At 48.1% G+C, this 23689-nt stretch carries 23 protein-coding genes; 19 read left to right on the top strand and 4 right to left on the bottom strand.

The window, feature by feature from the left end; all coding sequences use genetic code 11:
• Positions 1-128: 128 nt before the first annotated feature.
• On the bottom strand, positions 129-1313 hold the full coding sequence (locus MHI52_RS29710; RefSeq protein WP_076251875.1) for a glycosidase: 1185 nt from the start codon (positions 1311-1313) through the stop codon (positions 129-131).
• A complete protein-coding gene (locus MHI52_RS29705; RefSeq protein ID WP_076251873.1) occupies positions 1310-2500 on the bottom strand; it encodes an AGE family epimerase/isomerase in 1191 nt (396 codons plus the stop codon). Before MHI52_RS29705 ends, MHI52_RS29710 begins: the two co-directional genes overlap by 4 nt.
• A 224-nt stretch (positions 2501-2724) precedes the next feature.
• On the opposite strand from MHI52_RS29705, the gene MHI52_RS29700 reads away from it, so the two are divergent.
• From MHI52_RS29700 to nikE, 10 genes are all read left to right on the top strand, one after another.
• On the top strand, positions 2725-4038 hold the full coding sequence (locus MHI52_RS29700) for an ABC transporter substrate-binding protein (protein WP_047840861.1): 1314 nt from the start codon (positions 2725-2727) through the stop codon (positions 4036-4038).
• 195 nt (positions 4039-4233) lie between these two features.
• The gene (locus MHI52_RS29695) at positions 4234-5121 is read left to right on the top strand and encodes a carbohydrate ABC transporter permease (RefSeq protein ID WP_017691677.1); all 888 of its coding nucleotides are present in this window, start codon (positions 4234-4236) and stop codon (positions 5119-5121) included.
• Positions 5122-5123: 2 nt separating this feature from the next.
• Positions 5124-5957 (top strand): carbohydrate ABC transporter permease, encoded by an 834-nt coding sequence (locus MHI52_RS29690; RefSeq protein ID WP_076251871.1) that lies wholly within the window; start codon positions 5124-5126, stop codon positions 5955-5957.
• Between the two features lie 268 nt (positions 5958-6225).
• The gene (locus MHI52_RS29685) at positions 6226-7263 is read left to right on the top strand and encodes a glycoside hydrolase family 130 protein (protein WP_076251869.1); all 1038 of its coding nucleotides are present in this window, start codon (positions 6226-6228) and stop codon (positions 7261-7263) included.
• Between the two features lie 5 nt (positions 7264-7268).
• Positions 7269-8210 (top strand): glycoside hydrolase family 113, encoded by a 942-nt coding sequence (locus MHI52_RS29680; RefSeq protein ID WP_101313569.1) that lies wholly within the window; start codon positions 7269-7271, stop codon positions 8208-8210.
• Positions 8211-8503: 293 nt separating this feature from the next.
• Entirely contained in the window at positions 8504-10138 is a 1635-nt protein-coding gene (nikA, locus tag MHI52_RS29675; protein ID WP_076252219.1) for a nickel ABC transporter substrate-binding protein, read from the top strand.
• Positions 10139-10213: 75 nt separating this feature from the next.
• The gene (gene nikB / locus MHI52_RS29670) at positions 10214-11158 is read left to right on the top strand and encodes a nickel ABC transporter permease subunit NikB (RefSeq protein WP_076251867.1); all 945 of its coding nucleotides are present in this window, start codon (positions 10214-10216) and stop codon (positions 11156-11158) included.
• Positions 11155-11985, top strand: coding sequence for a nickel ABC transporter permease subunit NikC (nikC, locus tag MHI52_RS29665; RefSeq protein WP_036606611.1), 831 nt, complete (start codon positions 11155-11157; stop codon positions 11983-11985). The genes nikB and nikC overlap by 4 nt, the downstream gene beginning before the upstream one ends.
• Before the next feature lie 39 nt (positions 11986-12024).
• Positions 12025-12831, top strand: coding sequence for a nickel import ATP-binding protein NikD (nikD, locus tag MHI52_RS29660; RefSeq protein WP_405159434.1), 807 nt, complete (start codon positions 12025-12027; stop codon positions 12829-12831).
• 160 nt (positions 12832-12991) lie between these two features.
• Positions 12992-13792 (top strand): nickel import ATP-binding protein NikE, encoded by an 801-nt coding sequence (gene nikE / locus MHI52_RS29655; protein WP_405158138.1) that lies wholly within the window; start codon positions 12992-12994, stop codon positions 13790-13792.
• A gap of 477 nt (positions 13793-14269) precedes the next feature.
• Here nikE and MHI52_RS29650 read toward each other — a convergent pair whose 3' ends face one another.
• Positions 14270-14848, bottom strand: a complete 579-nt coding sequence (locus tag MHI52_RS29650; protein ID WP_405158137.1) for an NAD(P)H-dependent oxidoreductase — start codon at positions 14846-14848, stop codon at positions 14270-14272.
• A 311-nt stretch (positions 14849-15159) separates the two neighbouring features.
• The gene (locus tag MHI52_RS29645; protein ID WP_405158136.1) at positions 15160-15750 is read right to left on the bottom strand and encodes a TetR/AcrR family transcriptional regulator; all 591 of its coding nucleotides are present in this window, start codon (positions 15748-15750) and stop codon (positions 15160-15162) included.
• Between the two features lie 172 nt (positions 15751-15922).
• Here MHI52_RS29645 and MHI52_RS29640 point away from each other — a divergent pair, with 172 nt between their 5' ends.
• The 9 genes from MHI52_RS29640 to MHI52_RS29600 all read left to right on the top strand — a co-directional run bounded on the left by MHI52_RS29640 (position 15923) and on the right by MHI52_RS29600 (position 23639).
• A complete protein-coding gene (locus MHI52_RS29640) occupies positions 15923-16894 on the top strand; it encodes a phosphotransferase family protein (RefSeq protein WP_405158135.1) in 972 nt (323 codons plus the stop codon).
• An 18-nt stretch (positions 16895-16912) separates the two neighbouring features.
• A complete protein-coding gene (locus MHI52_RS29635; RefSeq protein ID WP_282319943.1) occupies positions 16913-17911 on the top strand; it encodes a glycosyltransferase in 999 nt (332 codons plus the stop codon).
• A 53-nt stretch (positions 17912-17964) separates the two neighbouring features.
• On the top strand, positions 17965-18249 hold the full coding sequence (locus MHI52_RS29630) for a hypothetical protein (protein ID WP_074092695.1): 285 nt from the start codon (positions 17965-17967) through the stop codon (positions 18247-18249).
• Between the two features lie 113 nt (positions 18250-18362).
• The gene (locus MHI52_RS29625; RefSeq protein ID WP_405158134.1) at positions 18363-18524 is read left to right on the top strand and encodes a hypothetical protein; all 162 of its coding nucleotides are present in this window, start codon (positions 18363-18365) and stop codon (positions 18522-18524) included.
• Positions 18525-18622: 98 nt separating this feature from the next.
• Positions 18623-20704 (top strand): ribosomal protection-like ABC-F family protein, encoded by a 2082-nt coding sequence (abc-f, locus tag MHI52_RS29620; protein WP_405158133.1) that lies wholly within the window; start codon positions 18623-18625, stop codon positions 20702-20704.
• Between the two features lie 392 nt (positions 20705-21096).
• A complete protein-coding gene (locus MHI52_RS29615) occupies positions 21097-21564 on the top strand; it encodes a hypothetical protein (RefSeq protein ID WP_127551550.1) in 468 nt (155 codons plus the stop codon).
• Positions 21564-21848, top strand: coding sequence for a hypothetical protein (locus tag MHI52_RS29610; protein WP_036671603.1), 285 nt, complete (start codon positions 21564-21566; stop codon positions 21846-21848). Before MHI52_RS29615 ends, MHI52_RS29610 begins: the two co-directional genes overlap by 1 nt.
• Before the next feature lie 4 nt (positions 21849-21852).
• Positions 21853-23253: a glutathionylspermidine synthase family protein gene (locus MHI52_RS29605; protein ID WP_405158132.1), complete on the top strand. Its 1401-nt coding sequence runs from the start codon at positions 21853-21855 to the stop codon at positions 23251-23253.
• Positions 23235-23639: a DUF350 domain-containing protein gene (locus tag MHI52_RS29600; protein ID WP_017691702.1), complete on the top strand. Its 405-nt coding sequence runs from the start codon at positions 23235-23237 to the stop codon at positions 23637-23639. The genes MHI52_RS29605 and MHI52_RS29600 overlap by 19 nt, the downstream gene beginning before the upstream one ends.
• Positions 23640-23689: the final 50 nt, after the last annotated feature.

Raw genomic sequence — 23689 nt, 5'->3', positions numbered from 1 at the left:
GCTTTCTCCGCACATAATAACAATCCATATCAGTATACATCGTTACCAACTTGGAATAAAGCAATTCTGGCTGTTGTTCGCTATTTTCAGCATATTTCAGGCTTGCATGAGAGGACGCTCTACCGATGTTATGTCAATTGTTTCTGTAAAAGCTTCTCATTCTGTTCTATCAGCTGACCCCGCTGGCTGGCACAGTCCAGGGAACGATAAGGATCAGCCGGTGTATTGAACGTATAATCGACCAGTTTCTCCAGAGTGGTTGTTGCCACATGACAGCGAGTATCACTGGATGCGTAATAGATAAAGACTTCTTCTTTCTCATTGACCACAGCACCATTGCAGAAAATAACATTGGACACATCGCCTACCCGCTCATCGTCATAAGGGGCAATGAAGTGGCCGCCCGGTTTGGCAATCACATGCGTTGGATCATTCAGATCCGTAGCGAATGTGTATAACACGTAACGCAGGCCTGCTGCAGTGTTCCGAACCCCGTGAGCAATGTGAATCCAGCCACGATCCGTTTTGAGCGGAGCAGGGCCTTGGCCGTTTTTGACCTCATATACCGTATGATATTGCCGTTCATCAATAACCGTCTCTTCATGAATGACCGGGTTCAAGATATCCTCACACAGTCCGAAGGCGATTCCGCCGCCACTGCCTGTTGAGATGAATCCGTCCTGTGGACGGGTGTAGAAGGCATACTTTCTATCCACGAATTCCGGGTGCAAAACTACATTGCGCTGTTGAGGGGAATTCGTTGTGATGTTGGGCAACCGTTCCCAGCTTGTGAGATCCCGTGTCCGAACCAGTCCTGCCTGTGCCACTGCGCTGGACGTATCAAATGCAGGAGCCTCCGGGTCTTTGCGTTCCGAGCAATAGATGCCATAGATCCAGCCATCTTCATGTTGAACGAGGCGCATATCATACTGATTGGTTTCATCCGCATCGATATCTTCCCAGACCAATGGTTTACCCGTGAAACGGAATCCGTCGATACCATTATCGCTCTCGGCGAGCGCGAAGATTGATTTGCGATCCAATCCTTCCGTACGAATGACCATGACGTATTTGCCATTGAAATAGATGGCTCCCGGATTCAGTGTAGCGTTGATACCGAGACGCTCCATAAAATGCGGGTTCGTCGTCTCATCCAAATCGAATCTCCAATGCAGCGGTACATGATGACGAGTGATAACCGGATATTGGTACCGATCGTATATGCCGTTGTAGAAGGAAGAATTGATCTCATTAGGGCGACTAAGTAACTGCTCCTGTTTCTCCAGTAACTCCTTGTATTTCGGGTGTATCATTCTGATCCCATCCTCTCGATTAGTTCAATACAGAATCTGCTATTGTGATACGGGCATTTCCACGGTCCGGCAATTTCGCTCTGATCCGGTGTTCCGTTGCCGTCAACCGACCAGTACCATTCCCCGCCAGCGCGCTGATCAATGATGTTTTCTTTTGTATAGGTCCACAAGCGTTCCACTCTCTCCAGAAACAATGGATCACCTGTACGCTGATATGCATTATAGAAGCCCACCATCGCCTCGGCCTGAACCCACCAAATTCGCTTCTCATCGATATGTTCACCTTCTTGTTCATTTAACAGGGAACCATCCGCATTCACGGCTACATTGGAGATGTTATAGGCAATATCCGTAACCATCGCTGCATACTCCGGATGTTGTTCCATCCCCAGAACTTTCAGTGCTTCGTCGATCAGCCAGCTGGCTTCAATGTCATGTCCGAACGAGCGCAGATCGATGATGGATTCCCACTGTTTGTTGAAAAATACCCCGAGAAACTTGGTGTCTTGGTCATACACCCGTTCATATAGAATTCCGAGCAGGCGTTCCAGCGCCGCCTTCACTTGTTGATCCGGCCACACGCGATAGAGCGTGGTGTAGGCTTCCAGCACATGGATATGCGTATTCATTGTGTAATCCGCAATAACCCCATTTTCGCTCAGCATTTCATTGGGCTGTTCCCTCCATGTGCGATCAAATTGTTCCTTGTACGCAGGTAGTTCGGCATCCAGACCTTTGTCCTCGATTAGAGCAAAAAGCGTTTTCGCAAGTTCCAATGCAGAAGCATCCCCGGTAGCGCGATAGTACTCACTGAGTGAATACACGCCGAATGATTGCGTATACACATGTTTGCTCGTATCCAGTGCTTCCCCTGTGTAATCTACCATCCAGTACATGCCGCCATATTCGGTATCCATCACATGATCGGCGAGAAAACGGTATGCATGTTCAGCATGCTCACGCCATCTCTCGTTTCCGGTAACCCGATACGCTGCTGCAAAAGACCAGAGTTGCCGTGCCGTGGCGATCCCGCCTTTGGGTGCCTGTTGATTAACCTGAAGATCGTTGCCAACCCAGCCGTAGAATCCACCGTGGGTTGTATCTTTTAGGTTGGACCAGAAGGGTAAAATCTGCTTCTCCCAATGCTCCTTAATCTCAGATTGAAGTTCGGTTGTTTTTGTATTCATAAATGAGCGCTCCTTCAAAATAGTGCATCAATCTAATTAAATTAAGTTAACGGTAACTTTATTAAATAATATTAGTGCCCTGAAAAACAGATGTCAACGAATTAACTCGCAATTTTTCTTGTTAAGTTATAAATAATTTAATTGACAGGTAAGCGTTACCATAATAGAATTCATTTTGTAACCTTAACGATAACTTAATTAACTTAAGAGAGGGGTCGAAACAATTGAAAAAAAACAAAGGTTGGATGATGTTGCTGACGATGTTGCTCATCACTTCGCTACTTGCTGCATGTTCATCCGGAGGTGGATCTTCGCAGGCAGGGGAGGAGATCAGCACAGATCCGGCAGATATCAAAGGTGAAATAACCGTTCTGACGCAACGTACAGATATTGTTGATACCGTATTCAAAGACTACGCAGCAGAGTTCAACAAGGAATATCCTGATGTCAAAGTTAACTTTCAGGCGCTGGCCGACTACGAAGGACAAGTTAAAATCCGTATGAGCACCAAGGATTATGGTGATGTACTGATGATCCCGACCAGTGTTCCGATCGCGGATATCCCGGACTTCTTCGAGCCGCTTGGCACGTACGATGAACTGAAAGACAAATACACGGCTATTGAAGAACGCATGGTGGATGGTCAGGTATACGGTATCCCTACCGTGATTACGTTCTCCGGAATCATTTATAACAAACAGGTCTTCAAAGACGCAGGCATTATGGAAGTTCCCAAAACACCGGAGCAATTCCAGGCTGCGCTTCAACTGGTCAAAGACAATACAGATGCGGTTCCGCTCTACACCAACTATGCATCCGGCTGGGCTCTCACCCAATGGGAATCGGATCTGCCAACCGTTGCAGGCAGTGTGGATTACGTTAACGTGGACCAACCGAACACAGATGAGAACTTTGTGCCTGGTCAGCCGCATTATGAACTATATAAAGTGCTCTTTGATGCAGCCAAGAACGGTCTAATCGAGAAAGATCCAACAACAACCGACTGGGAAAGCTCCAAAGCAGATCTTGCCAAAGGCAAAATTGCCACAATGGCACTGGGCTCTTGGGCCATCACACAGATCCAAGGTATGACGGATACCCCGGACGACATTGGATTCTTACCATTCCCAACCAATGCTAGTGAGGTTGTGGTTCCGCTCTCCGCCGACTATAACATCGGCATGAACGTAAACAGTGAGAATAAACCTGCTGCCAAAGCCTGGATTGACTGGTTCCTGGCGAAATCGAACTATGCAGTTGAACAGGGCGGCGGTATGGATGCAGACAAAAACGCGGAATTACCACCAATTTTGGATCAATATAAAGATGTGAAATTCTCCACGCTTACACCTGCCAAAGAAGGTCAGGAAGGTCTGGTTGACAAGATTGATAACGAAGGCGAAATCGGTCTCTGGCAGCCTGACTTCAAGAAACGCATTATCGAAGCAGGTATTGGGAACCGCAAGGAATCGTATGACGACATCATGAAAGATCTGAACGACAAGTGGGTCAAAGCAAGAGCAGAACTCACGAAATAATTGGATTAACGTAAGTGGATCAGGTGATGAATGGACTGCGGGGATATAGGAATCCATATATGAATGGAGCATGGAATATGTGGTATTTGAAAGCATGGTACCCATGCTCTTCCCCGGCAGTTATTCCGCAGGAATTCCATTGGACGGGAGTCTTTCGATATATAGGCGGGAGAACCGCTTGGAGGTGTGGAGAGCATGAAGTACTTAAAACTTTCGAATTGGGGCTACTCAGCGCAACGCATATTTATTATCTGTGCCTTCTCAATTATTCCGCTGGCGTTGCTGTTCACGTTTGCATACTTACCGGTCATCAACATGTTCAAATACAGTTTCACCGATTGGAACGGATACAGTAAAAGGTTCGATTATGTTGGCTTTGAGAACTACACGCGCATATTCAGTGATCCCGAATACTTCAAAGTATTTATTGTCAGCTTGTATTACTTCGTGGCTACGTTCTTACAGATGGGCTTGGCGCTTTACTTTGCCACCATTCTGAGTTTCAAAGTTCGAGGCAAAAACTTCTTCAAAGGCATACTGTTTTTCCCTTATTTGCTGAATGGGGTAGCCATCGGTTTTATCTTCCTCTTTTTCTTCAAACCGGACGGTACACTCGATATGCTCATGCATGCTGTAGGGCTGGGACAATACACGCAGCTCTGGCTCGGTAATCCGAATATTATCAACGTGTCACTCGCAGGTGCATCAGTATGGAGATACATGGGCTTCAACTTTATCATTTTCCTGGGTGCAATCTCTTCCATTCCGAAGGATGTGTATGAAGCATCCGATATTGATGGCGCCAATCGCTGGCAGCAATTCCGCCACATCATCCTGCCAAGCATTACACGTATCCTGCAGCTCAACCTGATCTTGGCGATTAGCGGCGCAATTAGTGCGTTCGATATTCCATATATCATGACCGATGGTTCCAACGGCAGTATGACATTTGTAATCCAGACGGTTCATTTGGCGTTTAAATATGGCAAGCTGGGACTGGCATCCGCCATGGCTGTGGTGCTGCTCTTGATCGTTATTCTCGTTACGCTTGTGCAGCGCGTCACCATGAAAGGGGAGGAATAAACGTGACACAACTCAAATACACCCTTGCGAGCGTGGTTAAATATGCTTCCCTGGTGCTTGCGGCGTTTATCGCGCTGTTACCGATCGTGGTCATCCTGTTTGCATCTCTCAAAACGAATGCGGAATACGCTACCAGCAGCCCGCTTGCCCCGCCAGCCAACTGGCTGAACTTCGCGAACTATGCGAAGGCTTTTGTGGATGGCAACATGCTGGTTGGTTTCAAAAATACAATTATTATCCTGATCATCTCTATTATAGGAGCGACCTTAACGGGCTCCATGATCGCGTATGTGCTGGATCGGTTCAAATTCAAAGGTAAGAAAATCATGGTCGCGGCATTCCTGCTCGCTACCCTGATTCCAAGTGTTACGACACAGGTCGCCACATTCCAGATCATCAACGCGCTCGACCTGTTCAACACACGCTGGGCGGCCATCGTGATGTATCTGGGTACAGATATCATCGCGGTTTATATTTTCTTGCAGTTCCTGTGCTCCATCTCAAGTGCACTGGATGAATCCGCCATGCTGGACGGCGCTTCGTACTTCACGATCTACTGGAAAATCATTCTGCCACTGCTGAAACCGGCCATTGTAACGGTCATTATCGTGAAGGGTGTGAACATCTATAACGACTTCTACACACCGTTCCTGTACATGCCAAAGACCGATCTACAGGTCATATCCACCGCCTTGTTCAAATTCAAGGGACCGTTTGGATCGCAGTGGGAAGTCATCAGCGCCGGCATCATGATCGCCATTATTCCAACGATGATCATCTTCCTGCTGTTACAGAAGTACATCTACAATGGCTTCGCGCAAGGCTCAGTTAAATAAAAAAACGAAAGGCTATATGAAATGCATATGAGAATACACAGGAACGAAGAGGACAGAAAAAAGCTGGAGAAACGGAGGGGACGCTAAAAGCTTTCTGAAAGAAAGCGCGCTCCGTAAGCATACGCTATAACCGGATTTTTCCCTTTTATAAGGGGATCAAAAAAAATCTGGGGATAACGGCGATCGGAAGGTTGTTCTGTCATCAAAGTGGTCTAGTGCAATTTTAAGTATTCATTTCATAAAGCCTAACCGAAGGGAGAAATGAAAAATGTCAGTTGCCGAAACGAAAAACGTACACATTGTTGGGGATGCTTTGCTGAATATGCCGTGGGAGAACAAACCGGAGGGAACGGAAGGCCCGGTATGGAGACATTCGGCGAACCCGGTGGTTCCGCGTAATCCGGTCAAAGGTATTGCCCGCATTTTCAACAGTGCTGTTGTACCATATGAAGGAAAATTCATTGGTGTATTCCGCGCCGAAACCGTTAATGGACGTCCACACCTTCACATGGGCGCAAGCGAAGATGGTCTGGAGTGGACAATTGAAGAGGAACGCATTGCATTTGTAGATGAAAATGGCGATCCGTTTATGCCGAACTATGCGTACGATCCACGTTTGGTCAAAGTCGAGGACACGTATTACATCATCTGGTGTACAGACTTCTACGGCGCAGCACTGGGCCTGGCCAAAACAGATGACTTCAAAACATTTGTCCGCCTCGAAAATCCAATGCTGCCGTTTAACCGTAATGGCGTGTTATTCCCACGCAAAATCAACGATAACTATGTAATGTTGTCCAGACCAAGTGACAGTGGACACACGCCATTCGGGGACATTTTCCTGAGTGAAAGCCCGGATCTCGTGTATTGGGGCAAGCATCGTCATGTGATGAGCAAGGGCGGCCAAGGCTGGTGGCAATCGGTAAAAATTGGCGGCGGGCCTGCTCCGATCGAAACGTCCGAAGGCTGGCTGATGTTCTACCATGGCGTCACTGGGACCTGTAATGGTTTTGTCTATAGCATGGGTGCGGTCATTCTGGATCTGGATGAGCCCTCCAAAGTAAAATATCGTTCCTCCAACTTTGTGCTGACACCGGAAAAATGGTACGAAGAACAAGGTTTCGTTGATAACGTCATCTTCCCGTGTGCAACACTGCATGATGCCGAGACCGGACGTATCGCTATCTATTACGGCGCCGCCGACACGTATGTGGGCGTGGCTTACACAACCATCGAAGAGATCGTGAACTATGTGATCGAGACGGATGAAGTCATCGCCGGAGATCATGAAGAGGGCAAGCTGTAATGCATATGGATTATATCAAGGGATTTACATTTGGCTGGATAAGTGGCAAGGGTGACTTCCGTAAGCCGGAAGCCAAAGAATCTTTGCGCCTGATGGCAGAACGTACAGGCAGTTCTCATGTTATTTTTGCACTGGCGGCACATCAGGATCATCCGCAGGCGGTAGAGGTCAAGTATCGGGGCACACATCTGGTGGAGGATGATGAACTGGTGGACATGATGCGTTATGCCCGTACACTCGGGCTGCGTGTCATTCTGAAACCAACCGTCAATTGTACCGATGGCACATGGCGTGCACATATTAACTTTTTTGATATCGATGTACCTTGTGAGCCGAAGTGGAAGGATTGGTTCCGTAGCTACACAGCATTTCAGAAGCATTATGCAGCGATTGCAGAGCAGGAAAAGTGTGAGATGTTCATTGTTGGCTGTGAGATGGTGCAATCCGAGCGTCGGGATGAAGAGTGGCGCCAGGTGATCGCCGGTGTGCGTGAAGTGTATACTGGGCTGGTGTCATACAACACGGACAAATATCAGGAAGGTCATGTGAAATGGTGGGATGCCGTGGATGTCATCTCTTCCAGTGGTTACTATCCCATCGGAGATTGGGAGGCACAGCTGGATCGCATTGAACAGGCGATTGCTCCCTATGGCAAACCCTTTTTCTTCGCGGAAGCAGGCTGTCCCAGCCGCAACGGATCGGCCCAGGTTCCAAACGATTGGGGGCTGGAAGGCGAAGTCAGCGCGGAGGAACAGGAGCGTTTCTATGAAGCGATGTTCCGGCATGTCAGTCAGCGTGACTGGGTGCGCGGATTCGGTCTATGGGATTGGAGCGCACATCTGCATGCGGAGAAGGATGCGCTGACCGATGACGGATACGGGGTGTATGGTAAGCCCGCGGAGAAGGTTATTCGTCGGTTCTATGAGGGCATCGCTGTAGAAGTTTAAATGAGAAACAAGAAGGCGTATGAAGATGGATTTCAGTGATATATCTGCATATGTACTTTCGTGATTTCCATGCTGTGAGCAAGGAATAACAGATTATGATGGAGCTTATTTTTTTAGTTGTAATTCACATTCATGTCAAGAAGCCTTTACTCCCACAGGAAAGGTTTTTTGGCTATTTTAGTAACAACACATACCATGTCGAATTTTGTTGACAAAAGGAGGGCTCCTGCCTATTCTTAATGGATGAATATGATAATCATTATCATAAAATAGAGAAAAGGGGTTCAACATTCATGTCTGTACAACATCGCAAATCTTCGGCCCTCACGCTGGCAACTATGCTCTTGTTGCTACTCGTTATTGTGGGTTGCAGCAATACAGGAAGTGGAGATGAATCCTCATCTGCTGCTTCGGATCAAACATCTACGAAGTCGATTACGATGTCATGGCCACGTGATATCGGTACAATGAATCCGCACACGTACAATCCTTCGCAATTATTTGCCCAATCCATGCTCTATGAGCCACTGATCAGTTACCAGAAGGACGGAAAACTGGAACCTGCGCTGGCAGAATCATGGACCATCTCCGATGACGGCAAAGTATATACATTTAAGCTTCGCCAAGGTGTGAAATTCTCAGATGGTACACCATTTAATGCTGAGATTGTGAAAAAGAATTTTGATGCTGTGATGAAAAATAAAGCTACACATAGCTGGCTGGGCATTGTAGGTGTGCTCGACAAGACAGAGGTTGTGGACGACCACACGTTCCGGTTGACACTCACAGAGCCGTACTATCCTGTTCTTCAGGATTTGTCTGTGGTTCGTCCTTTCCGCTTCCTGGGTGAAGCCGGATTCCCGGATGACGGAGATACATCCCAAGGCATCAAAGAGCCAGTTGGAACGGGCCCGTGGATGCTGGCTGATTACAAGCAGGACGAATATGCTGTTTTCAAACGCAACCCGAATTATTGGGGAACCGCACCGAAGGTGGATCAGATTACGGTTAAGATCATCCCTGATGCAGAAACCCGCGTGCTTGCTTTTGAAAAAGGTGATCTCGACCTGATCTATGGTGAAGGTATGATCAGTCTGGATGCGTTCCAACAGCTTCGTGACAACGATAAATATGTGAGTCAGCTGTCTGATCCGGTAGGTACGCGAGATCTGCTGCTGAATTCCTCCAATCCGAAGCTGTCTGATCTCAGAGTACGGATGGCGCTCCAGCAAGGATTTAACAAAAAAGCGATGGTGGAAGGCATCACTCTGGGTCTGGAAGAACCGGCAGATACGGCACTATCCAAAAACTACCCATACACCAATGTTGACCTGAAACCGATCGAATATAATGTGGAACAATCCAAAGCTTTATTGGATGAAGCGGGTTGGAAGATGCCTGCGAATGGTAGCGTTCGTGAGAAAGACGGCCAACAGCTTGAATTCGAAATGATTTTTGACAAGACGGACCCGATTCAGAAAGCGATGGCTGAGACCATTCAGGCGGAATGGAGCGAGCTTGGGGTTAAAGTAAACCTCACTGGGCTGGAACTGACGGTACAGATCAAACGTTTGAAAGCCAATGATTTTGACCTGTATTTCTGGTACAACTATGGTGCTCCGTATGATCCACATTCCTTCATTAACGTTGTAGCGAGCCCAGGATTTGGTATCTCTGAGACGCTCAGTGCCTTGCCGATGAAAAAGGAACTGGACGAGCAGGTACATGCCGCACTATCATCAACAGATGAGACGAAACGTCAGGAGCTGTATGGCTCCATCCTGACAACACTTCAGGAACAATCGGCGATTGTCCCCATCTCGTATGTTAAGAAAACGGCGGTATATCAGAAGAAAATTTCCAACTTTATTTTCCCGGCAAACCGTGATGAGAATCCGTTTGTAGGCATTGAATTGGGCAACCAATAAGTTGTATTTACTTTAATTTCGGAGTGGTAAGGCCTTGGCAAGGTCATGTAGCTTGATAAAAGGGAGGAAGTTTTGTTGATCAGTTATATCGGTAAACGAATGATCGCGATCATTCCTATCGTATTTATCGCTACACTTGTTACCTTTGCGCTTATTCATATATCGCCAGTTGATCCAGCCGAGGCTTATCTGACAGCCGCTCATATCTATCCAACACCGGAGCTGCTTGCGCAAAAGCGGCATGAGTTCGGTCTGGATCAGTCTTTATTAACCCAGTATGTGCATACGATTCAGAAGATTGCCAAGCTCGACTTTGGCACCTCATATCTCACCAACAAACCCGTATGGGATGAAGTGAAACTAAGGATTCCCGCTACGGCTGAACTAGCCTTCTGGAGTATATTGTTATCGGCTTTGGTGAGTATTCCCTTGGGAATACTGGCGGCGGTGTATAAGAATAGCTGGATTGACATGGTCAGTCGTGCGATTTCCTATTTAGGAGCATCTATTCCGCAATTCTGGCTCGGTTACTTGCTGATCTTCTTTTTCTCAGTGAAATTGGACTGGCTGCCTGTGGAGGGGCGTGGATCGTGGGAGAATCTGGTTCTGCCTACGATTACTCTCTCCTTGATTCTTATTGCGGTCTACACCCGATTGTTACGTTCCAGTGTACTGGAGCAATTGCAGGAGACATATGTACAGTATGCGAGAACACGCGGAATTCGCGAAAGAGTGATTATGCTCAAGCATGTCCTGAAAATCGCCATATCGCCCCTTATTACAGGAATGGGGATGAGTATGGGCAAGCTGCTCACAGGCACCATTATTGTAGAGCAGGTGTTTTCCTGGCCTGGGTTCGGACGTTATTTTGTCGATGCGATATTTAATCGGGATATTCCCGTTATTCAATGTTATGTCTTCCTGGCGGCCTGCCTGTTCATCGTATGCAATCTGCTCGTTGATCTGGTGCAGCTCGTTATGGACCCACGGATTTCAGCGAAAGGACGGGCAGAACATTGATAAACAAATGGCGTGCGGTATTTAAAGGGCAGAGAGCCATCCAGATCTGCTCGGTGATCATATTGCTTTTCTTCGTGATCGCGTTATTAGCCCCATGGATTGCTCCTCATGACCCGGTGAAGGTGAATCTGTTGCAGAAGCTGGCGAGTCCATCGCTTGAGCATTGGCTCGGAACGGATCATCTGGGACGCGACAATCTCACTAGGCTGATGTATGGAGCGAGAGTGTCGCTTGGATTTGCTACCCTGATCTTCCTGTCATCTTTGCTCATAGGTGTCATTGTAGGTTCAATCTCCGGTTACCTTGGTGGTTGGGTGGACAGTCTGTTGATGCGCTTGTGTGAAGGCATTATGGCGTTTCCGAATCTGGTGCTGGTACTCGGTATTGTAGGGATCTTTGGTCCAGGTTTGATGCAGGTGCTTCTAGCACTCATGATGGTACAGTGGGTGTATTATGCACGTATCTGCCGGAACATGGTCGTTAGTCTGAAAGAACGGAACTTCATCGCAGCGGCGCGGATTAGCGGCTCCTCTTCGTGGACGATTATTCGGAAACATATCATCCCCAACGTGCAGCGTCCGATCGTTGTGATGGGTACTCTGGAGATGGGGTGGGCGATTATGGATATATCTGCTCTGTCTTTCCTGGGACTCGGTATTCAACCACCGAATGCAGAATGGGGCGCTATGATTCATGAGGGGACAGGTTATATTCGCAGTCATCCGGAGTTGATGATCTACCCGGGGGCATTGATTCTGCTCGTAGTCATTACGTTCAACATTTTGGGAGAAGCGTTATCCGAGCGTTATGGCATTGCAAAAAGGTAGTGGTTCGGAATCGAAGGCATATGAGGGGTGAACGTAACGATGGATGATGCAGCGAAGGTACTCGAAGTTCGTGGTCTGCAAGTGAATCTAAGAACAGCGGAGGGTTCAGTCCCGTTACTGGAGCCCATTGATTTTGAATTAAAAAAAGGTCGTGTCTTCGGTCTCGTCGGTGAGAGTGGCAGTGGTAAGACCGTTACATGTAACGCGTTGCTCCATCTGCTTGATCCGCGCAGGATGGAAGTGTCGGGCAGCATCCACCTGAATGGACGGGAGCTTGGCTCGTTGTCAGGTGAGGAGATGCGGCGCATCCGCGGCAAGGAAATCGGATTTATTATGCAGAATCCGATGAATGCTTTTACACCCGTATATACGATTGGATCTCAATTCATTGAAACCTTGCGTACGCATACGGGAATGTCCAGAGCAGCTGCCCGAGAGCGGGCCATTGCTGCCTTGGCAGATATGAACTTACCCGAACCAGCTAAACTGATGAAGCGATATCCCTTCCAACTGAGTGGCGGTATGTTGCAGCGTGTGATGATCGCCATATCGATGTGCCTGCGACCGGCTTTGGTTATTGCTGATGAACCAACGACGGCACTGGATGTCGTGAATCAGTTCAAGGTGCTTCAGGAATTGGATCGGCTACGTACGGAGTATGGCACATCCATCTTGCTCATCTCCCACGATCTGGGCGTGATCTCGCAAATGGCGGATGAAGTCGCGGTCATGCAGAAGGGGCGAATTGTGGAGCAGGCGGATGTGTACCAACTGTTCGATCACCCGCAGCATGAGTATACACGGATGTTGTTAAATGCCAGACCCAGTATGTATTTAGGACGATAGCGAATGACAGATGAGTTGAATTGTTCAGTGAGTGTATGTGTAGAGCGGGTATGAATTGATTTTGAGTGGGTAGGCGTAGGGTTGGAATAGACATGGTGATGTGTAATTTCGGCTTCTTCGGAGATTGCTTCTGCCAAGTACAAGAGAGGAGGATGACCTGATGCTTCAGGTACGTGAAGTAAGCCATAGCTATGGCAAACGCAACTGGCTGGATCGTTCGGGAGCGCGTCCTCCTGTGCTGGCAGATATCTCACTTACGATCGAAAAGGGTGTGTGTCTGGGGCTCCTGGGTACGAGCGGGGCAGGTAAAAGTACCTTGGGTAAAATCATTCTTGGTCTGGAGAAGCCCAGCCAGGGTCAGGTTTTATTTCAGGGTCAGGATATCTATCGATCCAGCAAACCCGTGCTTAAGGGATTACGGCGCGATCTGCAGGTCGTGTTCCAGGACTGTTATTCGGCTGTGAATCCACTCATGACTGCCGCGCAGATCATCGGTGAGCCACTGGATAATTACGAGCGATTTTCGGCAAAAGAACAACTTCGTGTGGTCGGACAACTGCTTGAGCAGGTTGGGCTTACACCTGAGGATGGGAGCAAGCTTCCGCACCAGTTCAGCGGTGGGCAATTACAGCGAGTTAACATCGCACGAGCCATTGCGCTCAAGCCAAAGTTAATCGTACTGGACGAATCAATCAGCAGCCTGGATATGGTGCACCAGACGCAAATCCTATCCTTACTGGGAGAGTTAAGAGCATCCTACGGGTTGTCTTACCTTTTTATCACACATGACATTCGAGCTGCCATGACGATCTGTGACCGCATTGCCGTGATGGATCAGGGAAAGCTGGTATATAGCGGTGATGCCGGGGATTCGGTAATGCAGTCTGATCATCCGGCTGTGCAGCAGTTGGTTACAGCTATTTTGCCTGAGCATCCATCAGGTCGTATTTCGTTTAGGTAATGCGTTGTTTGTATTTGTAGATGGGCAAGTCGCTAACGAACCGAGTCAGTGTTAAATGGCGATTTAGCGTGGAATGCAAAATGTAACGAACCTCAGTGAAGTTATTCCGGTGCAAACTAGTTTAAAATCATTAAATGATACACAGATCGAGGATATAACGCGTCTACGATTCGTTAAACCTCAGACTTATCGGAAATGGCGCTAATAACGTGTTTACGGTTCGTTAGATCATAATGAATACTAAAAGGGTTGTCCCCTACGTCTTGTTCAAGACGTAGGGGACAACCCTTTTTTTGTAACTGGGAATAGGCACATTTCTGCTTTCTGTTATAAGTCAGACTATAATTACAATTGTGCCACTTGCAGATTACAGGACTACCTTCAAATTGCGCGTATCCACAGATTTTTGATTTAACTTACAACGTGAAAATCTGGAGAGAAGTATATACTTCCCATGAGGCTTTCTTGCAGAAATCTTTACCCCATCTTCCGCCCAAGCTGCTCAATCTTATCAAGCCAATTCTTTCTCTGTTCATCTGACTTTTTACCAACTTGATCTACAGGTGTTATCCGCACAGGTTTGATGCCAGTCAGTGCAAATGTGGAGATTTTCATCATTTTATGTGCAGGCTCACCTTGGAACCATTTGAAGTACCAGCTCGGACCATCCATCGTGGTGATCATGCGAGCGGTGCGGCCTTTGAGCAGTTGATCCGGGAATGGTTTTCCTTTCTGATACTTGAAGGCGTAACCTGGCATAAAGATTCGGTCAACGAAACCTTTCAGCAGGGCAGGTGGTCCTCCCCACCAGATTGGGAATACCCATACAAGATGCTCAGCCCACTTAATCGCTTCTTGAGCTTGTAGCAAATCCGGTTCGAGCGGAAGTTTATTACGATATCCTCCTTCCAGATTCATGTTGAATGTCAGCTCGTTCAGGGTAATCATGCGGACGTCGGCACCCGCCTGCACCGCACCTTTACGGTAAGCTTCGGCTAGTGCGCCGTTGTAACTGGGGGAGACGGGATTGCCTTGAATAATTAATATTTTTTTCATGGAAGATGACACGTCCTGACTATTTTAGTTAATGAACACTAACCTCATGTGCAAAAAGAAAAGGTCACGTGTGACCCGGTAATCCATTCTTATATCCTAATGGTATGCTGACGATTCTCTTTTAGAAGTTGTTCAAAAAGTCCGCTTTTGATTACGAATCATGCCTAGCGGTATCATCTGCATCGAATATGGGATTCAGCCGAAATAAGCGGATGTTTACGAAGGTTGTTTCCTTCGGAAACAATGTAGTTGCTCACGTCGTTTTCCCTACGCTCCGCTAATCCATTTCTAGCTTCATCCCATCTCGATTGTTACTCCTGAGGTGCCTGCCCTAACATCGATGCAAGTCTGTGAACCGTTTCCCCCGTATAAGGTACCAACAGCTCCGGTAGTTCACCTTGCATACTGGAGACCGCCATACGTGTAATTGCACCGATCACCAGCACGGCTGTGAGCCGTGAATCCTGCTGAGGCAGTTCGCCCCGCATCATTCCCTGATCGATCAGATCCATTAACGCATCCAATGGCTGACGGTAATCCTCGCTACTTCCGGCTTCAATGAATATTTCATGATTCTGTGAAATCAGCAGTAGCCCGTAGGGATCTTCATCATGCAGATGGAGAACCTCGGTAACCAGTTGCTTGAAGCGTTCCAACACCGGACCTTCCTGTCGAACATACCCATCAATGAGTGCAGTATAGTCGACACAGTATTGGGTGAAGGCTTCCAGGGCAACGGCATCTTTGTTTTTAAAATGTTTGTAGATCGCCGCATCGGTTACTCCGGCGGCGTCACCGATCTCTTTGACGGATATGCCGTCAACGCCTTTGGTTGCGAACAAGCGCATCGCCGCTTGTAGGATATCTTTCTTTTTGCTATCCACATGAGATTTGTTCTTCATGATTGTATAGTAAGTGATTACTAACCAAAATGCAATAAGCAATTTTGAAACTCTGAATTGAGACACTGAATAAGCGCTTACGACCAAAGCTTGCAGGCTTGTGAGCGGCAACGTATGATGAATAGAAATCAACATCGGAGTAGCAGGGAGAACGAAATGGATGGTGGGTAGCGTGAACGAAGAGTTGGATGCATACAGCTGGGTGACGCCCGAAGGAATGCTGAATGATCAATATATAACAAGCCGTGAACAGTTGTATAAAGGAATGAACGGACGATATGTGGAGCGATTCACTGTTCCTACCGGTGAAAGTTATATTTTCAAACCGTTGACGAATCCTGTACAGCATGGACGGGAACGATGGATGTACGAGCGTGTGATGTCTGGCTTACCACCAATCTATCCGCAACTCATTGCATCGTCGGATCTTAACATTGCTCCAGCAAAGAGCTGGATGATCTACGAGGATCTGGGGCAACTGGTGCATGATTCGCAAGAAGCGACGATGCTCGGCGCAGTGGCACATATGGCAGCATGGCATGCATTGCCTGTTACGGATTGGAGTGAGCTACCTCGCGTGGGTCAGAAACCGTCCATTCGCACAATGTTGGATGAGTTGCAAATGCATAGGCAATCTACCGATGAACTGTTATCCAGATTGGATATGCAACTATCCACATCCGATTGGGATAAGATCACCAGGTTGATCCTCACGGCAGAGGAAGAACTTCCTACTGTTTTGTGTCACGGAGACCTGCATCCAGGTAACATGGCGGAGGTGGACGGCAGACTGGTCATCTTGGATTGGGAGCATGCCCATCTGAATACGCCACTGTGGGATATATATCACCTAGTTGATCTCTCGCATCCGCTGTTTCCCAGAACGGTTACGCCTGCATTGCGAGAGCGGGTTATGGATGTTTATTTGGACAAACTGGGGAGCCTGGGCGTGCAGATTGAACGGGTTTCTTTTGCAGAATGGTACGACGCTTATGCTATTGTATTCTCACTCTGGATGCTGCGTTTAATTGATGGTGACCTGAGAAGTGAGGAATGTGTGTGGCCGAAGGAACAGTTGCGTAACCAGTGGCATGAGACGGCAGCGACGCTGGAACAGTGCATGAAGCACTTGGCTGAGGAATAGAAATGAGGGGTGAGAAGCTTGCGTAAAGTCGGACTTGTTATGCGTAAAATTCAATTCACGGAAGCACAGGGGCCACGCGTATTTGCGGATCGGCTGAAGCAGATTGGTCTGGAGTTGGGTGTTGATATCGTGTTCATCTCGCCGGAGCGTCATGTCAGCGGATACGACTGGTTGCCGGGTTATGAGCATGAGAAAGGTGACCTGGTGAACTACGATATCGTGCTGGATCAGATTCATAGCCAGAATATAGAGCATGTTATCTACACCGTATCCGGGTTTACATTTTTGAAGATGTTCTTACCGAAAAGTGTATTGTTCCCGCACAGTTTCCCCGATCCCGCGCTAACGGGATATGAGATGATGAAGCCATTTTATACGATGGTGGATAAAGCCATTGTACAGACGGAGTTTTTGAAAACAGAACTGGGCCGCAATTTCGGCGTACATGACGTGAACGTCATCCCGATTGGCTTTAGCGAAGAGCTGGCGAACCGGTACTATGATCCGAGTCAGGTTGTGCATAATCGGGTGCTCTGGATCGGTAGGGATGAAGCGAATCGTCGCCCGGATCTGGTGCTGGAATACGCTCGGCAGAACCCGGACAAGGAAGTATATATGGTGTTTGGCGGTGTACGCTATAAGGAAACCATGAAGAAGTACGACATTCCTTCCAACGTGAAGCTGAAGTTTGCGCTCACGCAGGATGAGATATTTACGTTGATGAACTCATCCAAGGTGTATTGGAACTGTTCGGCCTTTGATACGTTTGCGATGCCGCTAACGGAAGCGATGGCGATGGGCAAAATGGTCGTGAAGCCGGAGCATGCCTGCTACGGTCACATTCGATCCACGCATGCCTTTGCAGGCAATGAGGATAACTGGTTTGAACTGGTTAATATGGCTGCGGCTGCGCCTCGTAGTGTGTCAGAAGACAACCGGGAGTATGCTTTTGGTGCTTTTTCGCGCACGAAGATGAAAGAAGGGTACCGACACTTTTTCTCGGATTGGTTGAAGTAACGAAAGGTCTGTAACAAAGGGCTTAATCCATCCAACAACAGGAGGGGAACCTTATGGAAGTACTGATCTTGTGGACATTGGGAATGTGGGCGGTACAGCTGCTGATTGAATGGCTTATTTACCGATTGCAAGGACGACGAATGACGTGGGTACAATATATATTGCCATGTGTGGCCTTGCTTGGCGGTGCCGTTGTAATCATGATCAGCATCGATATTGGCGGGTGGAACGGCATCGGATATGCCCTGCTCGGCGCATCACTGGGTACCTCGGGAATGTTAACACTTATTACGGTGGCGATCAGGGATGTAATGCTTCGGCGACGGGGCAGGAATTAAGCGTAAGAATGAAACTACTGTACAGTATGATTGAATTGGGCGATGGGATGGTTGCAGGAACGCATCCGTCTGTGATATATTGACATTAATTATGACAAGGGAGGTGAAGACAGGTGAATCACGAGATGCTTAACAACCGTATTAGCCAGCTGCCGATTGCTATGGCTGGCATTGTTCATACTTTTCTGACCAACGGGAGAAGTCTGTCCAATTTTGAATATACGGAAGTTTACATTTGCGAGAAGATGCCTGCCTTGACCTCATTCGGACGATAAGCGATATTGCTTGAATTCTGAAGGGCCGCGGAGCTAACCTCCTGCGGCTCTTTTTGTGTTGCGGTCAGGATCTTCCATACCATAGGAGGAACCTTATTATGATAATGATTAGCGCGCAACAACTGACTCAATACCACGGAGCACATCTGGTGCTGGACGGCATTACGTTTGAAATTATGGAAGGTGACAAGGTCGCCCTGATTGGCCGCAACGGAAGCGGCAAGACCACACTTATGCGCCTGATGGCAAGACTGAACAAGCCGGATGAAGGGCAATTGATGATCAAGAAAGATACACGAATGGGATATGTGGCTCAGGTTCCAGAAGGATTGGATGACCATACCGTACTGGATGTACTGAGTCTTGGATTCAAGGAGCTTATGATATGTCGCACGCAAATGAAGGAAATGGAGCAGCAGATGTCCGATCCGGCATGTGCAGCAGACCCTAATCAATTGGAGCGCCTGCTGAAACGCTACGCGGCACTGCAAGACCAGTTCGAGCGTGAGGGTGGATATGAAATGGATGCCCGGATCGATCAGGTGGCGGACGGTTTGGATATCGCCAAGGCACACTATGGTTGGCGCTTTGGTTCCCTGTCTGGTGGGGAGCAGACTCGGGTGGTGCTGGCTTCACAGCTAATCGTAAGACCCGACCTGTTATTGCTGGATGAGCCGACAAACCATCTTGATCTGGAGCGGGTTGAGTGGCTGGAAGGATTTTTACGAGAATATCCCGGCACCATTGTCCTGATCTCGCATGATCGCTATTTTCTGGATCGGGTCGTGAATCGAACACTGGAGCTGGAGGATGGAGAAGCGGAAACATCTGCTGGCGGTTATACGGAATATATGAAAGTGAAGGAACAACGGCTGTTGCAGCAATTCGAGGAGTTCAAGGAGCAGCAGAAGGTAATCAAAAAAATGAAGGAAACGATCCGCCAGTTAGAGGAGTGGGGCCGAGTTGGTGGGAATGAAAAGTTCTTCAGACGGGCGGCTTCTATGCGTAAAGCCATCGAGCGGATGGAACAGGTGAAGCGTCCTGTACTGGAGCGCCGAAATGCCGAGTTCGATGTGCGTCCTACGGATCGAACGGGTAAACGGGTAGCGGTATTGGAACAGGTCGAGAAGAGCTATGGTGAGCGTGAAATCCTGCACGGGGTCTCGGGTCTGCTGGAATATGGAGATAAAATTGCACTCATTGGCCGCAATGGCTCCGGCAAGACGACACTGTTCAAGCTGTTGCTTGGTGACGAGCAGCCCAATGCGGGCAAGCTGGAGTGGGGGGCGCGTGTGGATGTCGGGTATCTGGCTCAACAGGAGGAACCTACGAATCCAAAGCTGAATGTGCTCGAATACTTCCGTCTAGAAGCAGGCGTGGAAGAGGGAGAGGCTCGCGGAATTCTGGCACGATATTTGTTCTATGGAGCGGATGTATTCCGCTCTGTCGGGCAATTATCTGGCGGGGAATGGACGCGTCTGCGTTTGGCTCTGCTGGTGCAACGTAAACCCAATGTACTGTTGCTCGATGAGCCAACCAACCATCTGGATATCGCATCGAGAGAAGCGCTGGAAGAGTCACTGGTTGATTTTGAAGGAACCGTACTTGCCATCTCGCATGATCGGTACTTCGTCAATCGCCTCGCTTCCCGTGTCTGGGAACTGGAGGACGGTCAGATGACCGCTTATCTGGGAGACTATGAGGCGTATCGTGAGAAGAAGCTTGATTTGCAAGCTCGTGCGGCGGCGACAACTCAGGCTACAGCAGGCGTGGGCGTTTCTTCTCGTGGGAACACCAAGTCAGAGATGAAGTCAGGTTTAACGTCCGCGCCCGGCGGGACTGCCAGATCAGGGAAGAAGCCAGGAGCAACCTCGACAATGAACGGATCCACTGTTGTAGCTGCCGGTGGAAGTCATGATCATAAAGCTTCTACTGAATCAGGTAAGGCGTTGACTCCTTCGGCAGCAACTGCATCGAAACATAGAAGTGGCAGTGGCAACCAACAATCTGCGGAGAAGCTGGAACAGACGTTGGCTCGTCTTGAGGCAGAGATTCAGGTGCTGGATCAACAGTTGGAAATGGTGCAGAACAATCCGCTTGAACTGGAACAAATCTGGAATGATCGCGAGCAATTGTCCGCTGAATATAATGATGTATTGGCACAGTGGGCTGAGTTATAAGTCAGAATGGCATGAGCATAAGATGGAACAAACGAGGTCGGAGAATTTTCTCCGGCCTTTTTGAACTGGATTGCGTACCAAAAGTAGAAAACAGTATGTTATTTCCTGCAGGGTTAATCGGAGAACGAAGGTAGCCAACATGTTCTTTATTACATGTCATGGTGAATAGAATCAATTTCATAAATCACTAAAAATGGAGTTTTGTAACTAGACATAGACAAATTAAACCATTTTGATCTATGTCTAGCCTTGATTTGAAGCAGCTAAAGGTACTATGAAATTGATTCACTAGTGTAACTTTTTTCCTTCTGATGCGTTAAATACGTTTGTATGAATTGAAACGGCTCACCTAAGAGCTCGCAAAAAGGGAGGTTATCGGTATCTATTATTCATTGACGTATCGGAGTTGGTCGGATGATCGACAGGCGGAGACGGGAGTGCTGGAACAGGCTTCAGTCACACGAGATGAACTGTTCATGCGCAAACTGGTGGATGCCACCTTGGTGAAAAACAAACTCTGGGCGCATCTGTCCAATGAATGCCAGGATGGGCGGGAACATGCAGTATATGTAACGCCATATGACCAACAGATGCCGGACGAGTACGGTGCAGCCATTGCGGATGCTGCGCTGGCGATGTGCAAAATGTCTTCCATGTACAGCGCAGAGTATATGCTCTGGAATGGAAGTTCGTTTCAGGAGTTGGAGCTCACAGCTTCATCCACCTATACAATGGAGCTTGCCGAGCAACTGTTGGACCATTACATGGTTCGCGGTGGCAAGACGTATGAGTTCATGTATTCCGTGCTGGATGCGGATCGCAAGAAAGTGTTGTTTTATATGAAAGAGGTGGATCTGTAATGAGTGACCAAGAGCGGGGGCAAGCATCGAAACCCGGATCAAAAGCAAAGCTGGTTGCTTTCTCCCTGATGCTGGCGGTTCCTGCCGTGTTATCCGGTTGTGGTAGCAACAATGATGAATGTGACCCGGAGTATGATACCGGATGTGAATATGATTCCAGCAGTGGGCACTATTACTACGGTGGGTCGTCGTATCGAAGCAATAAGGACAGTAACAGCTCCTATAGCAAATCCAAGTCCAAATCAAGCGGCTTCGGTAGCTTCTTCCGTAGCTCGGGAGGATAACCGGATGAGGCAAGTGGTTCAACTGCCGTTAAGTCACGAGGAGGTATTTCAGGGTGAAACGGAACAACAGATTCCATATCATCGAATGTACGGGAAGCAATATTGTGTGCCAGCATTAACGGTCTACTCTCCCTCGGAGGTGCTGGAACTGCATACCGCAGCCGAGGCGGTAGACGGAATTTACTGTAAAGTGATGCGATTTATCCAGCAATACATGCCGGATTCTTTTTTGGAGCATCAGCTGGGTATCCATCCGGGGCTTATTCCGGCAGCACGTATGGAGATGGTAACTGGAGGCATTACCCGTCAGGACTGGATTATCGGAGAAGCTGGGCCCAAGTGTATTGAAAATAATACGGACACTCCTACGGGTATACCGGAGGCTGCTGCATTGGAAAATATCCTGGTCGGTCTTGCTGAGGATGCCGCGTTGACTGAACCATCTGCCGAGATGGATACACGTATTCGGGAGTGTTTCAGGATATGGCTGGAATTCTATGCAGAGCAGGGATTAAAGGGTCCGGTGACGTTTACTTCTTTTGGTGAACATGTCGAAGATCGAACAAATACGGAATACTTGATGAAACGTTGTCAGGAAGCCGGATACGAAGTCTTCTATGCTCCACTTGAGGAACTGGAGATTGTTCCTGGGGAGGCGCTTTACCATCAGGGGCGGGAGATTAACTTGCTGTACCGTCTCTATCCACTGGAGTATCTGATCGATGATCGGGATGAGACGACAGGGGTGGACATTGGTGCTGCACTGCTTGAACTTGTACGTGAAGGGCGACTGGGCCTGATGAATCCCGTTCAGCATGTACTGATGCAGAGCAAAGGTTTCATGGCGGCAATCTGGTCGCTCTACGAGCGGAACGAGCAAACCCCGGAATATTGCGGGTTTACCCTCTTTGATGAAGCAGAAATGGACGTGATTTCCCGATATCTGCTGCCCACCTATTTTTCATCTGAGCCCTTCGAGCTGAACGCCATATCATATGTAGCCAAAAGCTATTGGGGGCGCGAAGGCAGAGGAACTCTTTTGCTGGATGAAGGAACGGACAATGCCTTTGGAAAGCAGGATATGGAGCATCCTCTTAACGAGGCGCTGGAATCCAATCTTGCATCTGGGGCAACAGACGAGGATGAAGAGATCACAGCTTATTACGAAAATCAGCCCAAAATCTATCAGCAGCTGGTTCCGATGGAACAGGTTGTGATCGAGACGGAAGCTGGAGCATACAGCGGCTATCTGCTTACAGGGGTGTTTGTTATCGGTGGGCGTTTGGCTGGGATACTACCACGGGTCGGGGAGAAAGTAACCGGAGATATGGCCTATTATTGCGCGGCTACGGTTCGTGAACGGATGAATGATGAGGAGGAGAAGGAATGGAAAACTTGGGATTAAACCTCGTGAATGTGGCGGTGGGTGTAGGCATTCTGCTGGTGGTATTGGTATGTGGATATTTCGCTTTTAGCAAATTGACCCGGTATAACGATAGTGAGGAAATCGCCAAAGGTAACGAGGCGGCAGGCATGTACATGGGCAGCAAATTGCTGGGACTGTGTATTATTGTGGGCATGGTATCTTTCTCGACGCATTCGTGGTTGGATATGCTGCTGTGGTCGGCGTTTGGAATTATTGTGCTGTGCCTGGTCTATATTATATTTGATTTCCTGATTCCAAAAATGCGGGTGTGTGACGAAATTGCACGAGGCAATATGGCGGTAGCCCAGCTGCTGCGTTCGATTATCATCGGCGTTTCCATCGTCATCGGTACGTTTTTGATGTAAAATAAGACATAGTGTTTTATAGAGTTTACTATCAAATGGAAGAAGGAGCG

This window comes from Paenibacillus sp. FSL H8-0283, assembly GCF_045040675.1.
GTDB lineage: Bacteria > Bacillota > Bacilli > Paenibacillales > Paenibacillaceae > Paenibacillus > Paenibacillus amylolyticus.
The sequence above is the reverse complement of the archived record's forward strand: the minus strand, read 5'-3'. Positions and strand labels throughout refer to the sequence as shown.

Coding starts and splice junctions, on each gene's coding strand:
- MHI52_RS29680 (WP_101313569.1), top strand. CDS start 7,269: ATGGATTATATCAAGGGATTTACATTTGGCTGGATAAGTGGCAAGGGT.
- MHI52_RS29710 (WP_076251875.1), bottom strand. CDS start 1,313: ATGATACACCCGAAATACAAGGAGTTACTGGAGAAACAGGAGCAGTTA.
- abc-f (WP_405158133.1), top strand. CDS start 18,623: ATGATAATGATTAGCGCGCAACAACTGACTCAATACCACGGAGCACAT.
- MHI52_RS29650 (WP_405158137.1), bottom strand. CDS start 14,848: ATGAAAAAAATATTAATTATTCAAGGCAATCCCGTCTCCCCCAGTTAC.
- MHI52_RS29630 (WP_074092695.1), top strand. CDS start 17,965: ATGGAAGTACTGATCTTGTGGACATTGGGAATGTGGGCGGTACAGCTG.
- MHI52_RS29685 (WP_076251869.1), top strand. CDS start 6,226: ATGTCAGTTGCCGAAACGAAAAACGTACACATTGTTGGGGATGCTTTG.
- MHI52_RS29695 (WP_017691677.1), top strand. CDS start 4,234: ATGAAGTACTTAAAACTTTCGAATTGGGGCTACTCAGCGCAACGCATA.
- nikE (WP_405158138.1), top strand. CDS start 12,992: ATGCTTCAGGTACGTGAAGTAAGCCATAGCTATGGCAAACGCAACTGG.
- MHI52_RS29610 (WP_036671603.1), top strand. CDS start 21,564: ATGAGTGACCAAGAGCGGGGGCAAGCATCGAAACCCGGATCAAAAGCA.
- MHI52_RS29605 (WP_405158132.1), top strand. CDS start 21,853: ATGAGGCAAGTGGTTCAACTGCCGTTAAGTCACGAGGAGGTATTTCAG.
- MHI52_RS29645 (WP_405158136.1), bottom strand. CDS start 15,750: ATGAAGAACAAATCTCATGTGGATAGCAAAAAGAAAGATATCCTACAA.
- MHI52_RS29705 (WP_076251873.1), bottom strand. CDS start 2,500: ATGAATACAAAAACAACCGAACTTCAATCTGAGATTAAGGAGCATTGG.
- nikD (WP_405159434.1), top strand. CDS start 12,025: ATGGATGATGCAGCGAAGGTACTCGAAGTTCGTGGTCTGCAAGTGAAT.
- nikA (WP_076252219.1), top strand. CDS start 8,504: ATGTCTGTACAACATCGCAAATCTTCGGCCCTCACGCTGGCAACTATG.
- MHI52_RS29600 (WP_017691702.1), top strand. CDS start 23,235: ATGGAAAACTTGGGATTAAACCTCGTGAATGTGGCGGTGGGTGTAGGC.